Annotated in this window: 24 protein-coding genes and 1 pseudogene; 4 read left to right on the plus strand and 21 right to left on the minus strand. The window is 64.7% G+C overall.

The genetic code is table 11. From position 1 onward, the window contains the following. From AS156_RS44140 to AS156_RS09145, 3 genes and pseudogenes are all read right to left on the minus strand, one after another. A pseudogene (locus AS156_RS44140) lies at nucleotides 1-475 on the minus strand (SGNH/GDSL hydrolase family protein); the annotation flags it as partial. Between the two features lie 14 nt (nucleotides 476-489). Then, a complete protein-coding gene (locus AS156_RS09140; RefSeq protein ID WP_066502982.1) occupies nucleotides 490-1,269 on the minus strand; it encodes an SGNH/GDSL hydrolase family protein in 780 nt (259 codons plus the stop codon). Beyond that, on the minus strand, nucleotides 1,266-2,513 hold the full coding sequence (locus tag AS156_RS09145) for an OpgC domain-containing protein (RefSeq protein ID WP_066502984.1): 1,248 nt from the start codon (nucleotides 2,511-2,513) through the stop codon (nucleotides 1,266-1,268). The genes AS156_RS09140 and AS156_RS09145 overlap by 4 nt, the downstream gene beginning before the upstream one ends. Before the next feature lie 289 nt (nucleotides 2,514-2,802). Here AS156_RS09145 and apaG point away from each other — a divergent pair, with 289 nt between their 5' ends. Continuing rightward, nucleotides 2,803-3,195, plus strand: coding sequence for a Co2+/Mg2+ efflux protein ApaG (gene apaG / locus AS156_RS09150; protein WP_066502990.1), 393 nt, complete (start codon nucleotides 2,803-2,805; stop codon nucleotides 3,193-3,195). Nucleotides 3,196-3,427: 232 nt separating this feature from the next. On the opposite strand, the gene AS156_RS09155 is transcribed toward apaG, so the two are convergent. The 3 genes from AS156_RS09155 to AS156_RS09165 all read right to left on the minus strand — a co-directional run bounded on the left by AS156_RS09155 (nucleotide 3,428) and on the right by AS156_RS09165 (nucleotide 6,807). After that, nucleotides 3,428-4,435, minus strand: a complete 1,008-nt coding sequence (locus AS156_RS09155) for an Hsp33 family molecular chaperone (protein ID WP_066502991.1) — start codon at nucleotides 4,433-4,435, stop codon at nucleotides 3,428-3,430. A 243-nt stretch (nucleotides 4,436-4,678) separates the two neighbouring features. Continuing rightward, nucleotides 4,679-5,605 (minus strand): ornithine carbamoyltransferase, encoded by a 927-nt coding sequence (gene argF, locus AS156_RS09160; RefSeq protein WP_066503150.1) that lies wholly within the window; start codon nucleotides 5,603-5,605, stop codon nucleotides 4,679-4,681. Then, entirely contained in the window at nucleotides 5,605-6,807 is a 1,203-nt protein-coding gene (locus AS156_RS09165) for an aspartate aminotransferase family protein (protein WP_066502993.1), read from the minus strand. The genes argF and AS156_RS09165 overlap by 1 nt, the downstream gene beginning before the upstream one ends. A gap of 486 nt (nucleotides 6,808-7,293) precedes the next feature. Between AS156_RS09165 and AS156_RS09170 the strand changes: the two genes are divergently transcribed. Further along, nucleotides 7,294-7,806, plus strand: a complete 513-nt coding sequence (locus AS156_RS09170; RefSeq protein ID WP_066502995.1) for a GcrA family cell cycle regulator — start codon at nucleotides 7,294-7,296, stop codon at nucleotides 7,804-7,806. A 140-nt stretch (nucleotides 7,807-7,946) separates the two neighbouring features. Here AS156_RS09170 and phoB read toward each other — a convergent pair whose 3' ends face one another. The 14 genes from phoB to AS156_RS09240 form a co-directional block, all read right to left on the minus strand. After that, nucleotides 7,947-8,660 carry a phosphate regulon transcriptional regulator PhoB gene (gene phoB, locus AS156_RS09175; protein WP_066502997.1) on the minus strand — a complete coding sequence of 238 codons (714 nt, stop codon included), beginning with the start codon at nucleotides 8,658-8,660 and terminating at the stop codon, nucleotides 7,947-7,949. Between the two features lie 59 nt (nucleotides 8,661-8,719). Beyond that, on the minus strand, nucleotides 8,720-9,439 hold the full coding sequence (phoU, locus tag AS156_RS09180; protein WP_066502999.1) for a phosphate signaling complex protein PhoU: 720 nt from the start codon (nucleotides 9,437-9,439) through the stop codon (nucleotides 8,720-8,722). An 11-nt stretch (nucleotides 9,440-9,450) separates the two neighbouring features. Beyond that, nucleotides 9,451-10,269, minus strand: a complete 819-nt coding sequence (pstB, locus tag AS156_RS09185) for a phosphate ABC transporter ATP-binding protein PstB (RefSeq protein ID WP_066503000.1) — start codon at nucleotides 10,267-10,269, stop codon at nucleotides 9,451-9,453. After that, entirely contained in the window at nucleotides 10,266-11,111 is an 846-nt protein-coding gene (pstA, locus tag AS156_RS09190; protein WP_066503002.1) for a phosphate ABC transporter permease PstA, read from the minus strand. Before pstA ends, pstB begins: the two co-directional genes overlap by 4 nt. Before the next feature lie 4 nt (nucleotides 11,112-11,115). Further along, complete coding sequence (gene pstC, locus AS156_RS09195) at nucleotides 11,116-12,105, minus strand: phosphate ABC transporter permease subunit PstC (RefSeq protein WP_066503004.1); 990 nt, start codon at nucleotides 12,103-12,105, stop codon at nucleotides 11,116-11,118. A 224-nt stretch (nucleotides 12,106-12,329) separates the two neighbouring features. After that, on the minus strand, nucleotides 12,330-13,340 hold the full coding sequence (gene pstS, locus AS156_RS09200; RefSeq protein ID WP_066503006.1) for a phosphate ABC transporter substrate-binding protein PstS: 1,011 nt from the start codon (nucleotides 13,338-13,340) through the stop codon (nucleotides 12,330-12,332). Between the two features lie 136 nt (nucleotides 13,341-13,476). Next, nucleotides 13,477-14,781, minus strand: a complete 1,305-nt coding sequence (locus tag AS156_RS09205; RefSeq protein ID WP_066503008.1) for a sensor histidine kinase — start codon at nucleotides 14,779-14,781, stop codon at nucleotides 13,477-13,479. Between the two features lie 84 nt (nucleotides 14,782-14,865). After that, nucleotides 14,866-15,921 (minus strand): lysylphosphatidylglycerol synthase domain-containing protein, encoded by a 1,056-nt coding sequence (locus tag AS156_RS09210; protein ID WP_066503011.1) that lies wholly within the window; start codon nucleotides 15,919-15,921, stop codon nucleotides 14,866-14,868. 293 nt (nucleotides 15,922-16,214) lie between these two features. Beyond that, nucleotides 16,215-16,676: a GNAT family N-acetyltransferase gene (locus tag AS156_RS09215; protein WP_066503014.1), complete on the minus strand. Its 462-nt coding sequence runs from the start codon at nucleotides 16,674-16,676 to the stop codon at nucleotides 16,215-16,217. A gap of 2 nt (nucleotides 16,677-16,678) precedes the next feature. Beyond that, the gene (locus AS156_RS09220; RefSeq protein WP_066503017.1) at nucleotides 16,679-16,906 is read right to left on the minus strand and encodes a SelT/SelW/SelH family protein; all 228 of its coding nucleotides are present in this window, start codon (nucleotides 16,904-16,906) and stop codon (nucleotides 16,679-16,681) included. 19 nt (nucleotides 16,907-16,925) lie between these two features. Continuing rightward, nucleotides 16,926-17,834 (minus strand): haloalkane dehalogenase, encoded by a 909-nt coding sequence (locus tag AS156_RS09225; protein ID WP_066503019.1) that lies wholly within the window; start codon nucleotides 17,832-17,834, stop codon nucleotides 16,926-16,928. After that, a complete protein-coding gene (locus AS156_RS09230) occupies nucleotides 17,831-18,421 on the minus strand; it encodes a TetR/AcrR family transcriptional regulator (protein WP_066503024.1) in 591 nt (196 codons plus the stop codon). The genes AS156_RS09225 and AS156_RS09230 overlap by 4 nt, the downstream gene beginning before the upstream one ends. A gap of 102 nt (nucleotides 18,422-18,523) precedes the next feature. Continuing rightward, a complete protein-coding gene (locus AS156_RS09235) occupies nucleotides 18,524-18,820 on the minus strand; it encodes a hypothetical protein (RefSeq protein WP_066503027.1) in 297 nt (98 codons plus the stop codon). A gap of 2 nt (nucleotides 18,821-18,822) precedes the next feature. Further along, complete coding sequence (locus AS156_RS09240; protein WP_066503029.1) at nucleotides 18,823-20,217, minus strand: OmpA family protein; 1,395 nt, start codon at nucleotides 20,215-20,217, stop codon at nucleotides 18,823-18,825. Nucleotides 20,218-20,383: 166 nt separating this feature from the next. Here AS156_RS09240 and AS156_RS09245 point away from each other — a divergent pair, with 166 nt between their 5' ends. After that, nucleotides 20,384-21,442 carry a polysaccharide deacetylase family protein gene (locus tag AS156_RS09245; protein WP_066503153.1) on the plus strand — a complete coding sequence of 353 codons (1,059 nt, stop codon included), beginning with the start codon at nucleotides 20,384-20,386 and terminating at the stop codon, nucleotides 21,440-21,442. 121 nt (nucleotides 21,443-21,563) lie between these two features. Beyond that, nucleotides 21,564-22,364 (plus strand): SDR family NAD(P)-dependent oxidoreductase, encoded by an 801-nt coding sequence (locus AS156_RS09250; RefSeq protein ID WP_066503030.1) that lies wholly within the window; start codon nucleotides 21,564-21,566, stop codon nucleotides 22,362-22,364. Between the two features lie 182 nt (nucleotides 22,365-22,546). On the opposite strand, the gene AS156_RS09255 is transcribed toward AS156_RS09250, so the two are convergent. Further along, nucleotides 22,547-23,383, minus strand: coding sequence for an alpha/beta fold hydrolase (locus AS156_RS09255; protein WP_082747398.1), 837 nt, complete (start codon nucleotides 23,381-23,383; stop codon nucleotides 22,547-22,549). Nucleotides 23,384-23,608: the final 225 nt, after the last annotated feature.

Consider the following 23,608-nt stretch of genomic DNA (forward strand, 5'->3'; position numbering starts at 1 on the left):
GGTTCGGATAGGTGAACTCCGGGGCGGACGAGCCGTAGCCCTGGGTCGAGGACGATCCGAACGCGATGATGACGACGGGCTTGCCCTCGGCGAGCTTGGCTGCGACATGCGGCAGCGACCCCATCGTGTTCGGCACGCCCTTGGGCTGCAGGCAGGGCACGCGATGGAAGATGTCGCTGGCCGATTTCGCGACCTGCCTCACCTTGTCGATGGCTTTTGCGGTCGCGCTGCGCTGCTCGGTGGAGCCGGCCGCATCGGCGGCAGCCGCCGGTGCAGGCGCGGCCGCATCAGGCTTCGCGGCATCAGACTTTGCGGCTGCATCGGCTTTCGCACCGGGCGATAGCGACGCGTGCTGGTCGGTCTGCGTGGACTGCGCATGGAGCGGCGCGATCGAGGCTGACGTCAGCAGCACGAGGCCGGCAACGGCGGGCACGCTTAGCCATGTGACGAGGCGAAAAGGGACGGCAAAACGCATTAACCCTGGATCCTCTAATTCTGCTGCACCGGGCCCAGATGGGCGGCATCGATCACGAACTTCGACAGCGCGCGGCCGAGACAACCGTGCACGCGCTTGGCCAGATCGACACCATGCGAGGTGCTGAACAGGTCGAAATATCCCGCGTCGCTCCACTGCTTCATGATCGCGAACCGGTCGAACAGCGGGACATCGTGCTGCTGAGCCACCACACGCATATTGTCCAGGTATGGCGGCGCAGAGATCATCGTCTCCGTGCGTGGGCTGTATTGCAAATTGACCAAAACCACGTCGACCCCAGCGTTCCGCAACGCAACAACTCCGTCGTCGATAGCGCCGCGGAAATCATCGGGATCGACCGCTCGCATAGCATCCACGGTCCCGGTCTGCCAGATAACCAAAGTAGGCTTTTTAGCGTCGACAAGCTTAACGAGGGTTCCGGCGGTCTCTTCCGCCGTGCTCTTTCCCTGTAATTCCACGGACAAATTGATGGTCGCGGACGGCAGCGCCTCTTTCAGCGATGTCTGCAGCTGGGCCGGATAGGCGCTCGCCTCGTTGCCGGGGATGGTTGAGGAGCGGCTGCCCACCACCAGCACTTCCAACGGCTGCGCGCCCTTGATGGCCGCGGTGACCTTCGGCAGTGCGCTCTCGCTGGCGAGCAGATAGGCCGGCACATCGCAAGGCTGCTGCGGTTGCTCGGCTGCCGGCGCCGGCGTGTCGTCGGCCCGCGCCGGCGCGGCCGCAAGGCAGACGGCAAGCAACGTCAAGCACAGCATCATCCATGCGGACTTCATGCACCCCCTCCCGCCAAATCGGCGTTGCCGCCGGCGCCTTTCGTGCGCGAGGCACCTTTGTCGGCGGAGTGCTTGTACCACGAAATGATCCACGCCATGCCCCACATGATGAGGATACCGCAGACGCTGATCAAGGCGTGCAGTGCGGCACCGCCCGACACCTCAGCGAGCACGAAATGACCGGCGAAGGCGAGGAAGACACCGAGACAGAATATCTCAAGCGAATGCTGGCCGCACAGGATCAAAGGTCGCAGCCAGGGCGATCTCAGCCCCGGCCAATCCCTGGGCAGGAAGCGCACGGTGAGCGCGGCGAGCGCCAGGAAGTGCGCGAAACGCAGCACGTCCAGGTCGGTCTTGTTGATCGGATACATCCATTGCTCGATAATCTTCGGCATGACGTGCCCGAGCTGCGGCACGTGCCAGGTCAGCGTCACGAAGAACGCCGCGACCAGATAGGCGATGCAGATCCACATCGTGACCGGCGAGGCCAGGACGCGCGACATCCGCCGCGCGCCGCCGAGCGCGCACCAGGCGCCGAACACGAACAGCAATTGCCAGGCGAACGGGTTGAACGCCCAGACGCCGTTCGGATAGGCCGAGAGATAAAGGTCGAACTGCCAGGTCAGCGCGTAGAGCAGCACCGACAGACCGAGCGTGACGTCGGGCTTCCATTTCATCAGCCACAGGATCAGCGGCAGGAACAGCATCAGCACGATGTAGAGCGGCAGCACGTCCATGTTGACGGGGCGGAAGCGCAACAGCAGCGCCTGGACGATGGTGACGTCGGGCTGCTTGAGGAAGTCCATGATCCCCATCTCTTCGGTGTAGAGCGGGTTCTCGAACGAGGTCGCGACGTAGGAGATCTCGGCGAGGAAGATCGTGAACAGGAAGACGTGCGCGACATAGATCTGCCAGACCCGGCGCAGCACCCGCGCGGTCGCGATCACGAAGCCCGCCTCCAGCATCGCGCGGCCGTAGACGAAGGCCGCGGTGTAGCCGGAGATGAAGATGAAGATCTCGGTGGCGTCGGAAAATCCGTAGTTGCGGATCGTCAGCCAGGTCAGAAGGTTGGTCGGCAGGTGATCGATGAAGATCAGCCACAGCGCGAGCCCGCGGAACAGGTCGAGCCGCAGCTCACGCTCGCCGGCCGCCGGCAGCGTGATCGCCGGCGCAGCCGCTCTGGGCTTCGCCGCCTTGGCGTCAGCCATGGGCGAACCGGCTATGGGATCGGCAATCAAGCTCATCAAACACCATGTCGGCTGCGGGAAGTGCGCAGGCCGTGAAAACATAATATCGGTCCGCGAGTGGCGGACAAAGCACTGGGTGCGGCGGCATGCGGCCGCGCTTTAGAACGGAACTGTGTTGAAACCGCGATGACCGGAGCCGAACCGGGCCGACGTTTCGCCGCCTCGGCAGGCGATTGGTTCCGCGGATTCAATTCGGTATGATAGCATCTCTGTTTCAGCGTGATCTGGCCGGAAAGCCGCGACGCACTTTTCCGGATCATGCTGCAAGACCATCGGAATTTGCCGCATGTACCGTGCCGTTACCCGCCAGATCGAAGTCACCGTCGAGCCGAATTTCATGCCGGATCGCTCATCGGCCGAGCGGCGCGAGTATTTCTGGTCCTACACGATCGTGATCACCAATTCCGGCCCCGAGACCGTGCAGTTGCGCACGCGGCACTGGATCATCACCGACGCCACCGGCCGCCGCCAGGAGGTGCGTGGCGAGGGCGTGATCGGCAAGCAGCCGGTGCTCGCGCCCGGCGACCGCTTCGAATACACCTCGGCCGTGCCGCTGCCGACCGCCTCCGGCTTCATGACCGGCAGCTACCAGATGGTCAGCGAGAGCGGCGAACGCTTCGACATCAACGTGCCGACATTCTCGCTGGATAGCCCGGACGGGAAGCGGGTGTTGAACTAGACCGGGATGAATTTTGGTCGAATCGGCTCGCCAAGGTTTCGGCTCAACCTAATCTCATCGCGCCTTAGCCTGCGGTGTCATGCCCCGCGCATGCGGAGCATCCAGTACGCCCCCCGGCTTTTGTGCCGTTTGCTAACGCCTCCGGAATACTGGATCACCCACTTTCAGTGATCTGTCCGGTCTAAACAGCATGCGGGTGATGACAAGCGTTGCGTGTGGTGACGCCGTGCGCCTATTCCGCCTCCACGCCCGCCTCTTCCGGAGTGAATTCGTAGACCGACGAGCAGAACTCGCAGGTCACGACGACCTTGCCGTCCTTGACCATGTCGGCGCGATCCTTCGGCTCGAAGCTCTTGAGCATCGACGACACCGCTTCACGCGAGCAGGAGCACTGCGCGCGCAGCGGTTGCGGGGTGAAGACGCGGACGCCGCGTTCGTGGAACAGCCGATAGAGCAGCCGTTCGCCGGAAAGGTCGGGATCGATCAGTTCGACATCCTCGACGGTCGAGATCAGCGACTGTCCCTCGACCCAGGCGTCGTCGTCAGGCACGCTGTGCGGCACGGTGCCCTCCGGCGCGTCGCCCGGATGCAGATCGGCCTGCTTGGCGCGTTCCGGTGCCTTCGGCAGGAATTGCAGCATGATGCCGCCGGCGCGCCAGTGCAGCTTGCCGCCCTCGCCACCGCGCATCTCCTCACCGACCGCGAGACGCACCCGGGTCGGGATCTGCTCGGAGCGCAGGAAATACTCATGCGCGGCATCTTCCAGGCTGCCGCCGTCGAGCGCGACCAGGCCCTGGTAGCGGCTCATCTCCGCCCCCTGGTCGATGGTCATCGCGAGATGGCCCTTGCCGAGCAACTCGCCCGAGGTCATGCCTTCCTTGAGGCCCGTTGCGTCGTAGCGCGCATAGGCGCGCAGCCGCTCGGGCGCGCGGAAATCGACGATCAAGAGCGAGACCGGACCGTCGGTCCGGGTCTGCAGGATGAAGCGGCCCTCGAACTTCACGGATGAGCCGAGCAGCGTGGTCAGCACGATGGCCTCGCCCAGCAGCTTGCCCACCGAAGGCGGGTAATCGTGCTTGTGCAGGATCTCGTCGAGCGCGGGACCGAGCCGGGTCAGCCGGCCGCGCAGGTCGAGCGCGTCGACCTCGAACGCCAGCACCGCGTCGTCGACCGGAATGGGCGAAGGCGCGCGGATCGGCGCCTCGGCGGCGGTTTTAATGTCAGGGGATTGTGGGGCCATGGCGCTCTATCTGGGGTCTCGGACCATGAAATAAAGGGGTTCACCAACAGAGAGATGCGTCGTCCCTGCGAAAGCAGGGACCCATAACCACAAGACGCTGTCGTGACACAAGGCGTCTCCCCTTGAGCCTTTTTTTCACAGGCCGCGGCGTATGGGTCCCGGGTCGCGCGGAGCCTGTCATCGGGCGGCGCTTCGCGCCGACCCGTTGGCTTGCCCGGGACGACAACGTTAGTGACCTACAGCTTACGCGACCGTGTTAAAACACCAGGCCAGAATGCCCTTCTGCGCATGCAGGCGATTTTCCGCCTCGTCAAACACGACCGATTGCGGACCGTCGATCACCTCGTCGGTGACCTCCTCGCCGCGATGCGCCGGCAGGCAGTGCATGAACAGCGCGTCGGGCTTGGCCAGCGACATCAGCTTCGCATTGACCTGATACGGCCTCAGCACATTGTGACGATGCTCGCCCTCCTTGTCGCCCATCGACACCCAGGTATCGGTGACGACGCAATCAGCGCCGCGGACCGCGGCCTCCGGATCGGTGCCGAGCACGATCGGGGCGCCGACCGCCTTGATCCAGTCGCGCATCGGCTTCTTCGGCGCGAGCTCCGGCGGGGTGGCGACGTTGAGCTGGAACTTGAAGCGCTCGGCAGCGTGCGCCCAGGAGGCCAGCACGTTGTTGTCGTCGCCGGTCCAGGCCACCGTCTTGCCCTCGATCGACCCGCGATTTTCCTCGAAGGTCATCAGGTCGGCCATCACCTGACAGGGATGCGAGCGGCGCGTCAACCCGTTGATCACGGGAACGGTGGCGTGCGCGGCGAGCTCGAGCAGCGCGTCATGATTGAGGATGCGGATCATGATCGCATCGACATAGCGCGACAGCACGCGCGCGGTGTCGGCGATGGTCTCGCCGCGGCCGAGCTGCATCTCGGCGCCGGTCAGCATAATCGATTCACCGCCAAGCTGGCGCATGCCGACGTCGAACGACACCCGCGTGCGCGTCGACGGGCGTTCGAAGATCATCGCCAGCGTCTTGCCTTCGAGCGGCTTCTTGCCCTTCTCGTGCGCCTTCAGCTTCGCCTTCATGGCGGCGCCGGCGGAGAGCATGTTGCGCAGCTCGCCGAGCGGCAACTCGTTGATGTCGAGGAAGTGACGGACGGGTGCGCTCATCATCCAGCCTTCTTCGGCTGCACGGCCACAAGCGCGGCACAGGCGCGCTCGAGGCTTCCGACCGCCAGGTCGATTTCACCCTCGGTGACGATCAGGGGCGCCAGGAACCGCACGACATTGTCGCCGGCGCCGACGGTGAGCAGCTTCTGCTCGCGCAGCGCGGCAACGAGATCGCCCGAGGGCACCACGGCCTTCACGCCGATCAGGAGGCCCTCGCCGCGCACGTCCGAAATCACGCCGGGATAGCGATCGACGACGGAGGCGAGCTTCTGCTTGAGCAAGAGCGACATCTTCTGCACGTGGTCGAAGAAGCCAGGCTTGAGCATGACGTCGAGCACGGCATTGGCAGCCGCCACCGCGAGCGGATTGCCGCCGAAGGTCGAGCCGTGCGAGCCCGGCGCCATGCCGGCCGCAGCCTTCGCGTTCGCCAGCACCGCACCGATCGGGAAGCCGCCGCCGAGCGCCTTCGCAAGCGACATCACGTCAGGCGTGACGCCGACGCGCTTGTAGGCAAACAGTTCACCGGTGCGGCCCATGCCGGTCTGCACCTCGTCGAATGCGAGCAGCAGGCCGTGCTCGTCACAGAGCTGACGCAACGCCTTGAAGAAGGCCTGCGGCGCCGAACGCACGCCGCCCTCGCCCTGCACCGGCTCGATCAGGATGCCGGCGGTGTGCGGCCCGATCGCCTTCTTCACCGCCTCGATGTCGCCATGCGGCACCTGATCGAAGCCGTCCATCGGCGGGCCGAAACCTTCGAGATATTTGGCGGAACCGGTCGCGGCGAGCGTGCCCAGCGTGCGGCCATGGAACGCGCCTTCGAAGGTGACGATGCGGTAGCGCTCAGGATGCCCCTTCGAGAAGTGATAGTGGCGGACCAGCTTGATCACGCCCTCCATGGCTTCCGCGCCGGAATTGCAGAAGAACACGAAATCGGCAAAGCTCTGCTCGCAAAGCCGCGCGGCGAGCGCCTCGCCGTCCGGGCTCTTGAACAGGTTCGACATGTGCCAGAGCTTGGTCGCCTGTTCTTGGAGCGCCTTGACCAGATGCGGATGCGCGTGGCCGAGCGCGTTCACCGCGACACCCGAGGTGAAGTCGAGATAGCGGTCGCCATTGGTTGCGATCAGCCAGGCGCCCTCACCGCGCTCGAAGCCGAGATCGACCCTGGCGAAGACGGGAAGCAGATGCGACGTGGCGTTGGTCATGGCAATCACTGACGGTTTGGAGGCCGACAATTGCCGCGCGCCTTGACGCCAGCGCAGCAACGGCCAGCTTCGGAAAACAAAACGTGCCGCCTTTGCGGGCGGCACGTGGACAACATTCTAAGCTGCGGCCAGTAACTGTCAATCGCCACGAAGTGGCCTTCCTGCAATGCGAAACGCGCGCAATCCGGAGCATTCCGGTGCGGTGGAAAAGCCTCATTGCAATGCATAAGTAGTGGGAACATGTGGACGCGCTGCCGCGGACTCTTGCGCCGGAGTCACGCCATATTGTAGCGTTTGGCCTGTCGGGTACGACATCTCGTGCGGCAGTACTGGACCCTCTAAGTAGCCATTTGTTCTGCGTGAACGTTCGGGCGCAACATCGCGCCCGGCGAGGGTTAAGGGATTCTGACCGCAGGGATTTTTGTCAGATTTGGCCCGCAGCGCCGCTCCAACGAATGGCCGGCGCAAGGCGAAGGGAAGAATGCGATGACGGTTTTGACCTGGTCCGATGATCGCGTCGAGCAGTTGAAGAAGCTCTGGGAGGCCGGCCTGTCGGCCAGCCAGATCGCGGCGGAACTCGGCAATGTGACGCGAAACGCCGTGATCGGCAAAGTGCATCGGCTCGGCCTCTCCGGCCGCGCCAAGGCACCCTCCACAGCCGCACCGCGGCAGCGCAAGGCCCGTCCCGCCCAGCACATGATGCGGGTGGCGCGCCCAGTCTCGCGCGGCAACACTGCGCTCGCGCACGCCTTCGAGGTCGAGCTGGAGCCGGATCCGGTCGCCTATGACAATGTGGTGCCGATGAGCCAGCGGCTGTCGCTGCTCGAGCTGAACGAGGCAACTTGCCACTGGCCGGTGGGCGACCCCTCGAGCCCGGAATTCTTCTTCTGCGGCGGGAAGGCGCTCGCGGGCCTGCCCTATTGCGCGCATCACTCGCGCGTCGCCTATCAGCCGGCCGCGGATCGGCGGCGCCCGGCCCACAAGCCGCCGACGCGTTGAACAGGAACTCGTGAAAGAAGAATCCCCGCGCAAGCGGGGATTTTTTTATGCCTATACAGGATTGGACGCGGAGCCTATCGGTGCACAACCCACGGACCGCATCGCAATGATGCGATCCCGATGCGTGGTGATGTCGACACTTACTGCTGCTGCGGCTCGGCTTTCGCAAAACGGTCGTCGAGCGCGTAGCCGGCGCCGCGCACGGTGCGGATCGGATCCTGCTCGCGGCCGGGATTGAGCAGCTTGCGCAGGCGGCCGATATGCACGTCGACGGTTCGCTCGTCGATATAGATGTCACGGCCCCAGACGCTGTCCAGCAGTTGCTCGCGGCTGAACACGCGGCCCGGATGCTCGAGGAAGAACTCGAGCAGGCGATACTCGGTCGGCCCGAGATCGATCGGGCGCCCCGAGCGCGCCACACGGCGCTTCTCGCGGTCGAGCTCGATGTCGCCGTAGGTCAGCACGGTCGCGAGCCGCTCCGGGCTTGCGCGGCGCAACAGGCCCTTCACGCGCGCCAGCAGCTCCGGCACCGAGAACGGCTTGACGATGTAATCGTCGGCTCCGGTGGCGAGTCCGCGCACCCGCTCGCTCTCCTCGCCGCGCGCGGTGAGCATGATGATCGGAAGCTGCTTGGTCTCGGGCCGCGCCCGCAGGCGGCGGCACAGCTCGATGCCGGAAAGGCCCGGCAGCATCCAGTCAAGTACCACCAGATCGGGGATGCGCTCCTTGAGCCGTGTGTCGGCATCGTCGCCGCGCCCGACCGTTTCGACGTCGTAGCCTTCCGCGTCGAGGTTGTAGCGCAACAACGTTGTCAGCGCCTCCTCGTCTTCGACTACCAGAATGCGTGCGCTCATCGGTCTATGTTCTTTCTCTGTCTTGATCCGTTGCCCGGACGCGAACCAAACACCCCCGGCTAGCCGTTGCCCGGCACCGTGGTCGCAAAGGTGGTCATGTCGCCCTTCGGGCGCTTGTCGGTGATCTGCTGGCCTTCGATCATGTAGAATACGGTTTCGGCGATATTCGTCGCGTGGTCGCCGATCCGCTCGATGTTCTTGGCGCAGAACATCAGGTGGATACAGAACGAGATGTTGCGCGGATCCTCCATCATGTAGGTGAGCAGCTCGCGGAACAGCGACGTGCAGATCGCATCGACCTCCTCGTCGCCCTTCCAGACGTTCATCGCGGCCGGCAGGTCGTGCGCGGCGTAGGCGTCGAGCACCGACTTGACCTGCGACAGCACGAGGTCGGTCATGTGCTCCAGGCCGCGGATCAGCTTCAACGGCTGGAAATCGCTCTCCAGCGCCGCGACGCGCTTGCCCATGTTCTTGGCGAGGTCGCCGATCCGCTCGAGGTCGGTCGCCACCCGCATTGCGCTGACGATCTCGCGTAAATCGATCGCCATCGGCTGCCGGCGCGCGATGGTCAGCACCGCGCGCTCCTCGATGACGCGCTGCAGGTTGTCGATCTCGATGTCGGCGGCGACGACGCGCTTGCCGAGCGCCACGTCGCGGCGGATCAAGGCGTCGACCGACTCGGTGATCATGCGTTCGACGAGGCCGCCCATCTCGGCGACCAGGCGGGTAAGTTCCTGCAGATCGCTGTCGAATGCCTTGGCGGTATGTTCAGAAGCCATCGCTTGTCTCCTCAGCCGAACCGGCCGGTGATGTAGTCCTGGGTGCGCCGATCGCTGGGCGACGTGAAAATCTTGTTGGTGTCGTCGAACTCGATCAGCTCACCGAGATACATGAAGGCGGTCTTGTCGGAGACGCGCGCCGCCTGCTGCATGTTGTGGGTGACGATCGCGATCGTGTAGTCCTCGGACAGCTCCTGGATCAGCTCCTCGACCTTGGCGGTCGAGATCGGATCGAGTGCCGAGCACGGCTCGTCGAACAGGATCACCTCGGGCCGCACCGCCACGGTGCGCGCGATGCACAGGCGCTGCTGCTGGCCGCCGGAGAGCGAGAGGCCCGAGGCGTTCAGCTTGTCCTTGACCTCGTTCCACAGCGCGCCGCCGCGCAGCGCCTTCTCGACGCGGTCGTCCATCTCCGACTTCGAGATCTTCTCGTAGAGACGAATGCCGAAGGCGATGTTCTCATAGATCGTCATCGGGAACGGCGTCGGCTTCTGGAACACCATGCCGACCCGCGCGCGCAACAGGTTGAGGTCGAGCTTGGCATCGAGGATGTTGGTCTGGTCCAGCATCAGCTGGCCGACGGCGCGCTGCCCTGGATAGAGATCATACATCCGGTTGAAGATGCGCAGCAGCGTCGACTTGCCGCAGCCCGACGGACCGATGAACGCCGTGACGCGGTTGGTGCCGAGCGTCAGGTTGATGTTCTTCAGCGCGTGGTGCTCGCCGTAATAGAAATTGAGGTTGCGCGCCGTGACTTTGGGGGCGGCCTCCGGGAGCGGCACCTGGGGAACGTGGCTCGCGACGGTTGTCGAAACTGAAAGCTCTGTCATTTTGCGGCCCTTTCGGCACCAAGGATGCGCGCGCCGATATTGAGCGCGAGCACGGTGAACGTGATGAGCAATGCGCCGCTCCACGCCAACTCCTTCCAGTAGGCGTAGGGGCTTTGTACGAAGTTGTTGATGGTCACCGGCAGGTTGGCCATCGTCTTATTCAGGCTCAGGCTGAAGAACTGGTTCGAGAGCGCGGTGAACAGCAGCGGCGCAGTTTCGCCGGCGACGCGGGCGGTCGCCAGCAGCACGCCGGTGATCAGACCCGACCGGGCGGCACGATAGGCGATCCGCTTGATCACCAGCGAGCGCGGGAGGCCGAGCGCGGACGCCGCCTCGCGCAACGGATTGGGCACCAGCAGCAGCATGTCCTCGGTGGTGCGCACCACGACCGGGATCACGATCACGGCGAGCGCGAGCGAGCCTGCGATCGCCGAGAAGCCGCGCATCGGCACCACGACGGCGCCATAGATGAACAGGCCGATGATGATCGAAGGCGCGCTCAGCAGGATGTCGTTGATGAAGCGGATCACCGAGGTGAGCTTGTCGTGCCGGCCGTATTCGGCAAGGTAGGTGCCGGCGAACAGGCCGAGCGGCGCACCGATGCCGACCCCGATCACCGTCATGATGATCGAGCCGACGATGGCGTTCAGAAGACCGCCTTCGGTCGAGCCCGGCGGCGGCGTGTTCTGGGTGAAGAGCTGCACGCTGAGGCCCGCAACGCCGTTGTAGAGCAGCGTGAGCAGGATCAGCGCCAGCCAGGTGACGCCGAACAATGCGGCGCCGATGCAAAGCGCGCGGACGATGATGTCGCTGCGACGGCGGGATTTGTAAATCGGATTCATGGCGTCACTTCCCCGCCTTCTTTTCCAGCCGCAGCAGCATCAGCCGCGCTCCGGCGAGCACAAAGAAGGTCAGCACGAACAGGAGCAGGCCGAGCAGGATCAGGCCGGACTGGTGCAGGCCGTCGCTCTCGGCGAATTCGGAGGCGATCGCCGCCGAGATCGTGGTGCCCGGCGCGAAGATCGACGACGAGATGCGGAACGAGTTGCCGATGATGAAGGTCACCGCCATGGTCTCGCCGAGCGCGCGGCCGAGCGCCAGCATGACGCCGCCGATCACGCCGACGCGGGTATAGGGGATCACGACGTTGCGGACGACTTCCCAGGTGGTGCAACCCATGCCGTAGGCGGCTTCCTTGAGCACCGGGGGCACGGTCTTGAACACGTCGACCGAGATCGCGGTGATGAAGGGCAGCACCATGATCGCGAGGATCAGCGACGCGTTGAACAGGCTGAGATAGGACGGCGGGCCGGCAAACACGGCGTTCAGCACCGGCACGTTCTCGAAGATCCTGATCATGAACGGCTGGAACGTGTTGGCCAGGAACGGGCCGAGCACGAAGAAGCCCCACATGCCGTAGATGATCGACGGAATGCCGGCGAGCAGTTCGACCGCGATGCCGATCGGGCGGCGCAGCCATTGCGGGCACAACTCGGTCAGGAACACGGCGATGCCGATGCCGACCGGAATGGCGATCAGCATTGCGATCGCCGACGTGACCAGCGTGCCGTAGACCGGGCCGACGGCGCCGAGGATCGGCGGATCGGCCGAGGGCGCCCAACGCTGGGTCCACAGGAAGGCGAAGCCGTATTCCCGCATAGCAGGCCACGCGCCGACGATCAGCGACAGGATGATGCCGCCGAGGATCACGAGAACGGAAATCGCGGAAATGCGGGTGACCCAATAGAAGGTGGCGTCACCGAGCTTGAAGGCGCTGAGGGCCTTGGCGCGATCGTAAGGTCCGGCGGCTTCCATCACATCGCTCTGAACAGCCATGTCTGCCACGCCAATCCCCTCTCTAGTATGTGAATGCTACTCAAACCGCCACGCCCCCGAAGCGATCGTCACCGACGATTTTCTGACACCGGCGTCGTTCCAGTTGCGCCTCCCGGGGCGCAAGTGCCGGACTCCACGGTTCTTCTGATATTGATGGAGTCCGGATCCGGTTGCCTTGGCTGTGCCGCCCGCAGGCGGCACGGCTTTCGTTCGAAGCGTTGGACTTAGCTCTTGATCTCGGAGGTCCAGGTCTTCTCGATCTGCTGGACGACGTTGTCCGGCATCGGGATGTAGTCGAGCTCCTCGGCCATCTTGTCGCCGGTCTTGAACGCCCAGCGGAAGAACTTGATCGCTTCCTGGGACGCCGCCTTGTCGGTCGCGTCCTTGTGCATCAGGATGAAGGTCGCCGCGGTGATCGGCCAGGACTTGTCGCCGGGCTGGTCGGTGAGGATCACGTAGTAGCCGGGCGCATGCGACCAGTCGGCGTTGGAAGCGGCGGCCTGGAACGCGTCAACCGTCGGCTGCACGGTCTTGCCACCCTTGTTGACCATGCCGGTGTAGGTCAGCTTGTTCTGCTTGGCGTAGGCATACTCGACATAGCCGATCGAGTTCTTGGTCTGGCTGATGTTGCCGGATACGCCCTCGTTGCCCTTGGCGCCGACGCCGGTCGGCCATTCGACCGCGGTGCCCTCGCCGACCTTGCTCTTCCACTCGGCGCTGGCCTTTGAGAGATAGTTGGTGAAGTTGAAGGTGGTGCCCGAACCGTCCGAGCGGCGGACCACGGTGATCGCGGCCGAGGGCAGGTTCACCTTCGGATTGAGCTTCTTGATCGCCGGATCATCCCACTTGGTGATCTTGCCGAGATAGATGTTGGCGAGGGTCTCACCGTCGAACACCATGTCGCCCGGCTTCACGCCGTCGAGGTTCACGACCGGAACGATCGCGCCCATGACCATCGGCCACTGAACGAGGCCGTCCTTCTCGAGCTGCTCGACCTTGAGCGGCATATCGCTCGCGCCGAAGGTGACGGTCTTGGCCTGGATCTGCTTGATGCCGCCGCCGGAGCCGATCGACTGATAGTTCAGACCGTTGCCGGTCTCCTTCTTGTAGGCGTCAGCCCACTTCGAATAGATCGGAAACGGGAACGTCGCGCCCGCGCCGGTAATATCGGCAGCGAAGGCCGACGTCGAAGCGGCGACAAGGCCGGCCGCGACGATAGTCTTGATGAAATTCATGGGGTCGTCTCCATCATGTGGGCGAAGCGCCGAATGCGCCCGATCGCGCCCACGCCGGTCCATCTAGGAGCGGTCGGTGCTGCTTTTACGACGGTTGGATGACAGCTGGATGACACATCTAAGCAACTGAAATCGCTTAGCTTTGCACCGGCAAGGAGGTCTTCGGACGAGGAAAACAGGCGGTAAAAGTCGCACCGCTTTTCGGCACGCTTTCGATCAAAAGACGGCCGCGGTGACGGTTAAGAATATGTTTCACCAATGATAATCCGAGGCCTGTTCCGCCCTGGTTGCGGCTGTCGCCGACGTCCACCCGATAGAACCGCTCGGTGAGCCGCGGCAGGTGCTCCGGCGCGATGCCGGGGCCGAAATCCCGTACCATGACACGGATTTCGGGGTTCGCCTCGCCCGGCGCCGGCTGGCTCAGCGACACTATGACGCGGCCACCGGAGGCGCCGTATTTGAGCGCGTTCTCGATCAGGTTCTCGAACAGCCGCAGCAGCTCCTCGCGGTCGCCGGCGATCGTGACCGGCGTCGGCGGCAGATCGAGCTCGATCTCGACCTGACGCTCGCTCGCCAGCGCCTCGAGTCCGTCGACCACCTGGCGGATGATGGGGGCGATGTCGATCAGGGCTTCGGGCCGGACATGCGCCGAGAGCTCCACCCGCGACAGCGACAGCAGGTCGTCGATCAGCCGCGCCATGCGGGTGGCCTGGGTATGCATGATGCCGAGGAAGCGCTCGCGCGCCCTCGTGTCGTCCCGCGCCGGGCCCTGCAGCGTGTCGATGAAGCCGGACAGCGCCGCCAGCGGCGTGCGCAGCTCGTGGCTCGCATTGGCGACGAAATCGGCGCGCATCTCCTCGACCCGGCGCAACGGCGTCTGATCGTGGAAAGTCATCAGCATGCACTTGTCGGTGCCGCCGAACAGGGTGGGCACCGGAACCGGCGTGATGATCAATTCCATCCAGCGATCGACCGGCACATGGTCGGTATAGGTGGCGCGGCGCGGCTCGGTGGTCGCGATCGCCTCGCGCAGCGCGGTGATGATCTCCGGCGAACGCAGCGCGAATTGCGCCAGTTCGTTCTTGCGCAGCGCCGGCGCGAGCTGCGCGGCGGCGGCGTTGAGGTGGATGACGCGGCCGGCGCGATCGAGCAGCACGGCCGGATCCGGCATGCCGGCGACGACGGCGCTGACCGCGGAGGCCTCGACCGGATTGACGCCACGGACATCCTCGCGCGACGTCGAGGCATCGTGCAGCCGCCACGGCACCAGGGCTGCGGCCGCGATGCAGGCGAATATCGCGCAGGCCCGCACCAACGACAGCTCGCCGAGCGCGACGACCACGCTCAGCGCCAGCGCGGCCGCGAGCAGGATGATCGCGGCGTGCCGCAGCCGATCCGGCCACGGCGAGAACATGGAGGAAGGAGAATCGTCAATTGCCATCGCGGCGGCTTTCTTCCCGTCGGTTCATGTCCCGCTCAGGCGATGTCAAATCGACGTCGCGCAAGGAGACATCTGGCCGCTTCGTCAGGCGCCGGAGTCACCGCGCTTGCGGACATAAACCGCCTCGTGGTGCGGTTCGGCGCGGGGACCCGAATCAGCCTGCGGCAGCTGTTTGAGTCGGGCGCCGACGATAACCTCCCGAAACGTCAGCAAGATTACAGATATGACGAACGGCACAATATAGTAGAGGAGCCGAAACAGCAGCATGCCCCCGAGCAGGTCCTCGCGGTCCATCTGCCAGAGGCCGACCAGCATGGCGGCATCGAACACCCCGAGGCCGCCGGGGGAATGGCTGGCGAAGCCGAGCAGTGTCGCCGATACGAAGATGACGGCGACCACGACGAACCCCAGATTCGGCTCGTCCGGCACCAGCACGTACATCGCGAGCGCGCAGAAGCCGAGGTCGATGATACCGATCGCGATCTGCAGCAGCGTCAGCGGCCCGCCTGGCAGGGTCACCGTCCACGGGCCGCGGCCGACCGCGCGCGGCTGGGTCCAGACCCAGACCACATAGGCGACCAGCGCCGTGATGATCGCGAATGCCAGGGTGCGATTGAGCCAGGGCGGCAGCTGGTCGATGTTGGCGGCGGCCTCCGGATGATAGGCGATGCCGAGGCCGAGCACTGCCGCGTTGCCGAGCCAGAAGGTAAGGCCGGCGAGGAAGCAGATCTTGGCGACGTCGATCGCGTTCAGGCCCGAGGCCGAGTAGATGCGGTAGCGCACCGCGCCGCCCGTGAAGACGCTGGCGCCGACATTGTGGCCGATCGAATAGGAGGTGAACGCCGCGAGCGCGTTGATGCGATACGGCACATGGGCATGCCCGATCGCGCGCACCGCAAACAGATCGTAGAAGGTCAGCGTGAAGTAGCCGGCTGCGACGAACAGCGCCGCGAGCGCAATCTGACGCGGCTCGGTGCTCTTGATGGCCTCGATCACCTCGTTGGTGTCGATGCCGCGCAGCATATGATAGAGGACGTAGCAGGCGATGCCGATAACGGCGATGCTGATCACAACACCCAGCTTATGCAGGATCTGCTTCTGGCGCAGAAACGCCATCGCCCTGCGTATTGCTTCCAGCATCTAGACCTCGAATTGCGATCCCGCGACGGCGGCTCCCGGGCGAACCCCGCCGACGCTCCGCTGTTCCCTGAACCCTGTAGCGCGTTTTGAGCGGGAGTGGAATTCGTCAAACAACGATAAAACGCGTTTCTTCAAGATATTAGGGACTATTCATGACGACGCATGGACAAATTTGAGCGTTTCCCGCCACACGGACAAGACCTTGACAAGCCGGTGCGTCAGATAGCCCGTGATACCGCTGACAAGGCAGACCGGAAAAATACGGGGAGCAGGCGGCGGCGCGTCGCTGTACCTCAGGACTTCGGTCCGATGTCGGCGAGATAGCCGGCGGCGAACGCCTTGGCCTGGTCGGCGAAGATCGCCATCGCGGTGGTCATGCGACGAAAGCCGAAGGACGCGTAGAACGGCTCCCTGTCGGGCACCGAATAGAGAATGATCTTGCGGTGCCCGGCCGACAGGCGAACCAGCCGTTGCACGATCTCCTTACCGAGCCCGCGGCCCTGATGGGTCGGATGCACGGCGATGTCGCAGAGATAGGCGCAGTCGCGGCCGTCGGCGAGCGCGCGGCCGGCGCCGACCAGCCGGCCGTCCCCGAAGGCGAAGACGCGAAACATGCTGTTGCCGAACACGAGCTTCAGGTCGGCGGCGCTCTTGTCGCCGAGCGGCGCCACGCGGTAGAGCGCCGACAGTTCGTCCCAGTCGATCGCGGACAGATCGTCGCGCCAGGCGAGCGGAGAGGAGCCAGGCCCGCTCATCGTCATGCCCGCGCCGCAGCGACCGCAGCGACGATTTCGCCGGCATCGGGGAAATGCCCCTTGGCGCGCTTGGCGACGACCTTGTCGCCGAGCTTGACCTCGAAGATGCCGCCCTTGCCGGGCACCAGCACGGCATCGAGCCCGAGGCGCTCGCGCAGCAGCGCGGCGACCTCCTTCGCGCGTTTCTCGTAACCGCAGGGCCGGCAATAGGTGATCGAGAGATCGGTCATGTCATGCTCTCCCATCCGTTCATGCTGCAAGGCGCCGTGCGCCGACGGCCTCGATACCGGCGAGCCAGCCGGCCACCGTGCGGCCGATCGCCTCAGGATGATCCTCCTGTAGATAGTGTGCGCCGGCGCCGAGTTGAATGACCGCGCAATGCTTGAGCGTCGCGGCGAACTTGGTGGCGAAGGCCGGCGAGACCAACGCGCCCGGCGTTCCCACGAACAGCAGCTTGGGATAGGTCGAGGCCGCAAGCGCCGCGTGCGCTGCGGTGAGCGCCTGATCGACATCTGCCGGCTCGCCCGCGATCGGCAATTCGCGCGGCAGCATCAATGTCGGCTTGCGGCTCTCGCGCGTTGCAAACGGCGCGCGATAGGCGGCCATCTCCTCCTCGCTGAGCTTGCGCAGGATCGAGCCCGGCAGCACGCGCTCGACGAACACATTGCGGTCGAGGACCATCGCTTCGCCCTCACCCGGTGTGCGGAATTTGCGGAACGTGTCGCGCGTCGCTTCATGCTGGTGGAAATCGGACCAGTCGCGCATCGGACGGATGAACTCCATGAAAGCGAGTCCGCGCACGAAATCCGGGCGGCGCGCCGCGAGATGAAACGCCAGCGCCGTGCCCCAGTCCTGCGCGACGAGATAGGCCGAGCCAATGCCGAGATCGTCGATCAGCGCGTCGAGATAATCTGCGTGGTCGACGAAGCGGTAGGCGATGTCGGGCTTGCCGGATTGGCCGTAGCCGATCAGGTCGGGCGCAATGCAGTGCCCGACTGAAGCCGTCAGCGGCATGATGTTGCGCCAGATGTAGGACGACGTCGGATTGCCGTGCAGGAACAGCACGTGCGGCGCGCCGTGACGTCCGGTCTCGCGATAGGCCATCGTGGATCCGCGTACGGACCGGTGATGCAGGCTGATCTCGGCAGGTACAGTCATGGCAACTCCTTGAACACGGTTTGGAATGCGATGGTCTTGAAACGGTCGAGGGCGGCCGCGCTGCGCTCGACCTTCATGCGCAGCATCGCGCCCTGCCAGGATGCGAGCAGGAAATCGGCGAGCGCATGGGGATCGAAATCGGACGCGATCTCGCCCTTGGCCTGAGCCTCGGCAATGCAGGCCGCAAACGGCGCGCGCCACTCATTGAAGATCGCGTCGAGTTGTTCGCGCAGCATCTCGCTCGAGCCCGACGCTTCGAGGCTGAAATCGCCGATCAGGCAGCCGCGGGTGAAGCCGTCATTGGCAAGCTTGCCGGTGATGAGATCGAGGTAACGCTTGAGCCTCTCGCGCGGCGTGAGCGACGTATCGCCCAGAGCTTCGGCCACGAGGCCCCGCACATGGAGGAAGTAGCGGTCGAGCACTTCGGAGGCAAACAGCTCCTTTGACCGGAAATGGTTGGTAAACGAGCCCTGCGGCGCGCCGGCGGCGGCGGTGACGTCGCGCACGCTGGTGCCGTGATAGCCGGTGCGGAACATGGCCTTCAGGCCGGCGTCGAGGATGGCATCGCGGAGGGATGGCTTTGGCATGACAATCAATACGTACGTACGTATTGATTGTCAACAGGCAAGAAGATTGCGGCTGGCGTCACGCGGCGCCAGCCGGGACTTAGGAACGGAAGGATTTGGAGGTCAGCTCGCGGGCTTGCTGCGCGACACCACCCAGTCGCGCAGCCAGGAGCCGACGGCGCAGCCGCACAGATAGAGCGCGAACATCACCAGGAAGAGATCGAGCCAATAGCCGAAGCGGCCGGGCACGATCCGCGTGAACGACGCCGCCACCAGCGCAATCGCGAGCAGCGACAGCCAGCCGATCCAGACCTTCGGAACGCCCTGCGCCCGATGCACCACGGCGATCCAGCCCATGCAGAAGCCGAGCAGCAGCGCCGTCAGCAACCAACCCCAGAAGAATGTCGCTACAGCGGTCATCGCTACTTCACCACGAATTCGATGCGCCGGTTCTGCGCCTTGCCGTCTTCAGTGTCGTTGCCGGCCAGGGGCTGCGTGCTGCCGAAGCCGACCGCCGTGAAGCGGCTGGCCGGCAATCCGGCACGGACGAGATAATCCACCACCGCCTGCGCGCGCTTTTCCGACAGCGCCTGGTTGGCAGCTTCATCACCGTCGCTGTCGGTGTGGCCGGCGACCTCGATGTTGGTCGTCGGGCAGCGCATCGCTATCTCGATCAGGCGATCGAGCAGGCCTGCGGAATCCGGCACGATGTCGGCCTTGCCGGACTCGAAACGGATTCGTCCCTTCACCAGGAGGTCGGCGAACAATTGCTGGCACACCGAGGCGTCGACCGGCGCGGATGGCGGCTTGACGGTGACCTCGGCCTTGAACTGCCAGCCTTGCGGAAAGTCCTTGCCCAGGCCGTTGCGGATCTGGCCGGCGGCGGCGTCATAGAGCGCATCGCCCGACAGCTTCACCTCGCGATCGGACACCACCAGCGTTCCGGTCGACAGCCGCGACAGCGCGCCGAGCGCGGGCACCACGGCTGCGGCAAAGCCCGAGGGCGCGCCGACGCTGGCCTTCAGATTGTCGACGACCTTCTCGCTGAAGAACTTGCGACCGGCGGCAGCGACCAGTGCCGCATGCGTGTTGTTGTCGGGGACGTAGCCGGTCAGCGTCAGCGTCAGCGCGACCGGATCCTTGTAGGCCTGGAATACGTAAGGCGGGGCCTGGATGTCATTGGCCGCGATCGAATAACCCTCGGGAAGGTTCTTCAGCGCTCCCACGATCGCCTCGCGCCCACCGAGCTCGCGCGCCATGCCTGCGAGGCTGACCTTGGTGTCGGTCAATGTGATCTTGCCGTCCTTCAGCTTGCCGATCTGGTCGAGCAGCAACAGCGCGGCGGCGTCGAAACGCGTCGGCGCGCCGCGCGAGAGCGCCATCTGATCCGCGACTTCGATACCACCGAGATTGGCCTTCGCGGCCTCCATCAGCTTGCCCTTGCTCGACGGCAACGGCGCGTTGCCGCCAAGCGTCACCTTCCCGACGTCGCGTTCGGCGGACCAGACATACGGCTTGGCTTCGGGAACAAGACGGGTCTCGTCGTTGACGAGCCGCACGCCTGGCACGGCTTCGACGGACGCCACCGCGCTGAGGCGGCCGTCTTCCGAAAATGCATTCGCAGCAAAGGTCACATCGCGGCCATCGACGCTGATTCGACGCTTGTCGAGGACGGTATCCTTGAGTGCGGCATTAGAACGCGCCGCGAGATCGGCTTCGACCGTCGCCGTGCTGGTCCAGGCCGCAATACCCCAAAAGATGACCAGCGGAATCACGCCCGGCCACCATTTGCTACTCCACTTGAAAAGTCCGTGCATTCAGGGTCCTGCGGCTCGGGAAACAGAGAGAAAACAAACCCTTGGCTGGCTGTCAAACCCCAAATCGCGATCCCCGGCAGAGCGCCCTGTTCCGATCAGGCTAACAGTTTCTTCAGTGGTCTTTCGCTAAGTTTGTGGCGGAATGCAAATCGCCCGCCGTGCGCTCATGAAACAGCTTCGCAACACCGTGATCCGCGCCGGGCTGGAGGCACTTTATTTTTCGGGCGCACACGTCCTGCTGCGACCGATCTTCGCCGGCGTCGGCGCGATCTTCATGCTGCACCACGTCCGCCCGCGACGCGACGATTCGTTCCAGCCGAATCACCATCTCGAGGTTGAACCGGACTTCCTGCGCGCGATGCTGATGCATCTGCGTGCGCTCCACGTCGACATCATCAGTATCGACGAGGCGCATCGTCGCCTCACCGAACGGAATTTCGAGCGGCGCTTCGCCTGCTTCACCTTCGACGACGGCTATCGCGACAACCGGGACTTCGCATTGCCTGTGATGCGCGAGTTCGACGCGCCGCTGACCGTCTACGTCGCCAGCGATTTCGCCGAGGGCTCCGGCCGGCTGTGGTGGATCGCGCTGGAGCGGGTGATCGCCTCCGCGTCCGCGATCGAGGTGCCGATCGGCGGCAGCATGACGCGCCTCGATGCTTCGACGGCACAAGCCAAGCAGGCGGCGTTCGACCGCATGCACGGCTGGCTGCGCGCGCTGCCCGGCGAGCAGGACGTGCAGCGCGAAATCTCCGCACTCTGCAGTCGTCACAACGTCGACGAGGCTCGCATCGCGCGCGAGCTCTGCCTGTCCTGGAGCGAACTGCGCAGCTTCGCCTGCGATCCGCTCGTCACCATCGGCGCGCACACCATCACCCATTGCAATCTCGCCAAGCAGAGCGAGACGATCGCGTCGTTCGAGCTGATGACCAGCCGCGCCCGGATCGAGGACGCGCTGCAACGGCCAGTGCTGCATCTCGCCTATCCCTACGGCGACCGGATGGCCGCCGGGCAGCGCGAATTCGCGCTCGCCAAGGCGATCGGTTTCAGGACCGCGGTGACGACGCGGCCGGGCATGTTGTTCGCCGAAAGCACCGAGCATTTGACGGCCCTGCAGCGCGTCTCGCTGAACGGCAATTACCAGGAGGCGCGTCTGCTGCCCGTCCTGACCTCCGGCGCCGCCACCGCAGTGTGGAACGGTTTCCGCCGCATCGACGCGGCGTAGGCCGCATCCGGACTACAAACTCACTCACTTCCCTTCTCCCCTTGTGGGAGAGGGTGCGTCAGCTTCCTTGACTCGTTCCCCTGCCGCGCCCAGAACCACTGGCAACGCAACGGAGGAACGCATGTTCAAGGATCTGTTCTCACTCAAGGGCCGCGTCGCATTGGTGACCGGCGGCTCGCGCGGCATCGGCAAGATGATCGCGGCCGGCTTCCTCGCGCAAGGCGCGGCCAAGGTCTACATCACCGCGCGCAAGGCCGGGCCATGCGAGGTCACCGCCAAGGAGCTTTCCGCTGCCTATGACGGCGAATGCATCGCGCTGCCGATCGACATCTCGACGGTCGAGGGCTGCGAGAAGCTCGCCGGCGAGATCATCAAGCTCGAGCCGAAGCTCGACATCCTCGTCAACAATGCCGGCGCTGCATGGGGCGCCGACTTCGACGAATTCCCCGAGAGCGGCTGGGACAAGGTCATGGACCTCAACGTCAAGGCCCTGTTCTTCCTGACCAAGGCACTGGCCAAGCCGTTGCGCGCCGCGGCCAGCGCCGAACAGCCGGCGAAAGTGATCAACATCGCCTCGATCGACGGCATCTTCGTCAATCCGATGGAGACCTATTCCTACGCGGCGAGCAAGGCTGCGGTCATTCATCTGACGCGGCGCATGGCGACCAGGCTGGTCAAAGACCACGTCAACGTCACGGCGATCGCGCCGGGCGCGTTCAAATCGGACATGAACCGCGCCGCGCGCGATCATGGGGACGAGGTCGCCAAGCGCGTTCCGGCGCGCCGCGTCGGGACCGATGAGGACATGGCGGGTACCGCGATCTATCTCGCCTCGCGCGCCGGCGACTACGTGGTCGGGGCGACCATCGCCGTTGACGGTGGCGTGGTCTATGCGACGGCGGGACTGGAGATCGCGGGGTAAGGTCGCGCGATCGCATGGCATCGGAAGTGCACTCCCTCGCCCCGCTCTTGCGGGGAGAGGGTTGGGGTGAGGGGCTCCTCTCCGCGCGCACGAGTGCCGAGAGACCTGTACCCCCTCACCCGGATCGCAAAGGCGATCCGACCTCTCCCCGCAAGCGGGGAGAGGTGAAGGAAATCACGCCCTCAAAGACTCGATGCGAAGGCGTCGAGGGTGCGGTTGAAGGCGTCCGCCTTCTCCCATTGTGTGGTGTGGCCGGCACCGTCGATCACCTGAACCTGTCCGCGCCACAGTGTCGGCGCGGGCAGCCGCTGCAGATAGCCGAGATCGACGATCTGCTCTTCGCTCCCATGCACGATCGCCAGCGGGATTGTCAGATTGCGCACGATCTCGGCCTCGTCGGCAAAGCGGCCGGCCTGCACGCTGGCGCCGAGATAGCCGCGCGCATTGCCGTCGGTGCGACGAAAATCGGCTTCGAAGAAGGATGGCCGCAGCGAATAGCCCGGAGCGAAGGCCGACTGCATCCACTCCTCAATCGCGGCATCATCAGGCGCCGGCGTGAAGGTGGTGGCCGACAATCCCTTGAAGCCGGAAAATCCGTCCGGGGTCTTGGCGACGGGCGGCGTGCCGAAGATCATGAGCCCAGCCGCCGGCAGGGACGCGGCCGCATTGATCACCGCATGGCCGCCGAGGCTCCAGCCCACGACCACCGCGTCCTTCAGGCCGATTTCGCGTGCAATGGAAGCAAGGCAGGATGCATAGCCTTCGCCCGAATAGCCCTGCTCCGGATTGGATGGCCGCGAGGACGCACCATGACCCGGGAGATCGATCGCAACGATCCGATACTTGGCGCCGAGCGGCCCCTGGAGCTGCTTCTGCCAGATCCGCGACGAGGATGAATTGCCGTGCACGAGAAGGATATCGCGGCCGGTGCCCGAGCTCTCGAAGCCCGCGATCGTCAGTTCGCCGATCTGAAGCTTGAGCGGACGCAGGTCGGGACCGGGAAACGCTTCTTCACTCATGACCGCACCACCGCATTCCCAAGCCGCAACGACAATCGTCGCGGTCCATCTTGTTTGAATGGGATATCTCGGCGCGAACGCACAGCGCTTGTCAAGACGGGACGTGGCTCACTCCGTCACGCCTCGCTTCGCGCGCCGGCTGTCATGTCGTCGGGACTGCTGTTTCAGACAAAGAAAAGGGGCAAGCCAGGGACCTTTCGGCTCGCCCCTCTCCAACTCTCTCGG

The organism is Bradyrhizobium macuxiense (genome assembly GCF_001542415.1).
Taxonomy (GTDB): Bacteria; Pseudomonadota; Alphaproteobacteria; order Rhizobiales; family Xanthobacteraceae; genus Bradyrhizobium; species Bradyrhizobium macuxiense.

Coding starts and splice junctions, on each gene's coding strand:
- AS156_RS09225 (WP_066503019.1), bottom strand. CDS start 17,834: ATGACTGTACCTGCCGAGATCAGCCTGCATCACCGGTCCGTACGCGGA.
- AS156_RS09255 (WP_082747398.1), bottom strand. CDS start 23,383: ATGAGTGAAGAAGCGTTTCCCGGTCCCGACCTGCGTCCGCTCAAGCTT.
- pstC (WP_066503004.1), bottom strand. CDS start 12,105: ATGGCTGTTCAGAGCGATGTGATGGAAGCCGCCGGACCTTACGATCGC.
- AS156_RS09155 (WP_066502991.1), bottom strand. CDS start 4,435: ATGGCCCCACAATCCCCTGACATTAAAACCGCCGCCGAGGCGCCGATC.
- AS156_RS09170 (WP_066502995.1), top strand. CDS start 7,294: ATGACGGTTTTGACCTGGTCCGATGATCGCGTCGAGCAGTTGAAGAAG.
- AS156_RS09220 (WP_066503017.1), bottom strand. CDS start 16,906: ATGACCGATCTCTCGATCACCTATTGCCGGCCCTGCGGTTACGAGAAA.
- AS156_RS09250 (WP_066503030.1), top strand. CDS start 21,564: ATGTTCAAGGATCTGTTCTCACTCAAGGGCCGCGTCGCATTGGTGACC.
- pstB (WP_066503000.1), bottom strand. CDS start 10,269: ATGACAGAGCTTTCAGTTTCGACAACCGTCGCGAGCCACGTTCCCCAG.
- AS156_RS09230 (WP_066503024.1), bottom strand. CDS start 18,421: ATGCCAAAGCCATCCCTCCGCGATGCCATCCTCGACGCCGGCCTGAAG.
- AS156_RS09245 (WP_066503153.1), top strand. CDS start 20,384: ATGAAACAGCTTCGCAACACCGTGATCCGCGCCGGGCTGGAGGCACTT.
- AS156_RS09165 (WP_066502993.1), bottom strand. CDS start 6,807: ATGACCAACGCCACGTCGCATCTGCTTCCCGTCTTCGCCAGGGTCGAT.
- apaG (WP_066502990.1), top strand. CDS start 2,803: ATGTACCGTGCCGTTACCCGCCAGATCGAAGTCACCGTCGAGCCGAAT.
- AS156_RS09145 (WP_066502984.1), bottom strand. CDS start 2,513: ATGAGCTTGATTGCCGATCCCATAGCCGGTTCGCCCATGGCTGACGCC.
- AS156_RS09240 (WP_066503029.1), bottom strand. CDS start 20,217: ATGCACGGACTTTTCAAGTGGAGTAGCAAATGGTGGCCGGGCGTGATT.
- pstS (WP_066503006.1), bottom strand. CDS start 13,340: ATGAATTTCATCAAGACTATCGTCGCGGCCGGCCTTGTCGCCGCTTCG.
- AS156_RS09210 (WP_066503011.1), bottom strand. CDS start 15,921: ATGCTGGAAGCAATACGCAGGGCGATGGCGTTTCTGCGCCAGAAGCAG.
- phoU (WP_066502999.1), bottom strand. CDS start 9,439: ATGGCTTCTGAACATACCGCCAAGGCATTCGACAGCGATCTGCAGGAA.
- pstA (WP_066503002.1), bottom strand. CDS start 11,111: ATGAATCCGATTTACAAATCCCGCCGTCGCAGCGACATCATCGTCCGC.
- AS156_RS09215 (WP_066503014.1), bottom strand. CDS start 16,676: ATGAGCGGGCCTGGCTCCTCTCCGCTCGCCTGGCGCGACGATCTGTCC.
- AS156_RS09235 (WP_066503027.1), bottom strand. CDS start 18,820: ATGACCGCTGTAGCGACATTCTTCTGGGGTTGGTTGCTGACGGCGCTG.
- phoB (WP_066502997.1), bottom strand. CDS start 8,660: ATGAGCGCACGCATTCTGGTAGTCGAAGACGAGGAGGCGCTGACAACG.
- AS156_RS09205 (WP_066503008.1), bottom strand. CDS start 14,781: ATGGCAATTGACGATTCTCCTTCCTCCATGTTCTCGCCGTGGCCGGAT.
- argF (WP_066503150.1), bottom strand. CDS start 5,605: ATGAGCGCACCCGTCCGTCACTTCCTCGACATCAACGAGTTGCCGCTC.
- AS156_RS09140 (WP_066502982.1), bottom strand. CDS start 1,269: ATGAAGTCCGCATGGATGATGCTGTGCTTGACGTTGCTTGCCGTCTGC.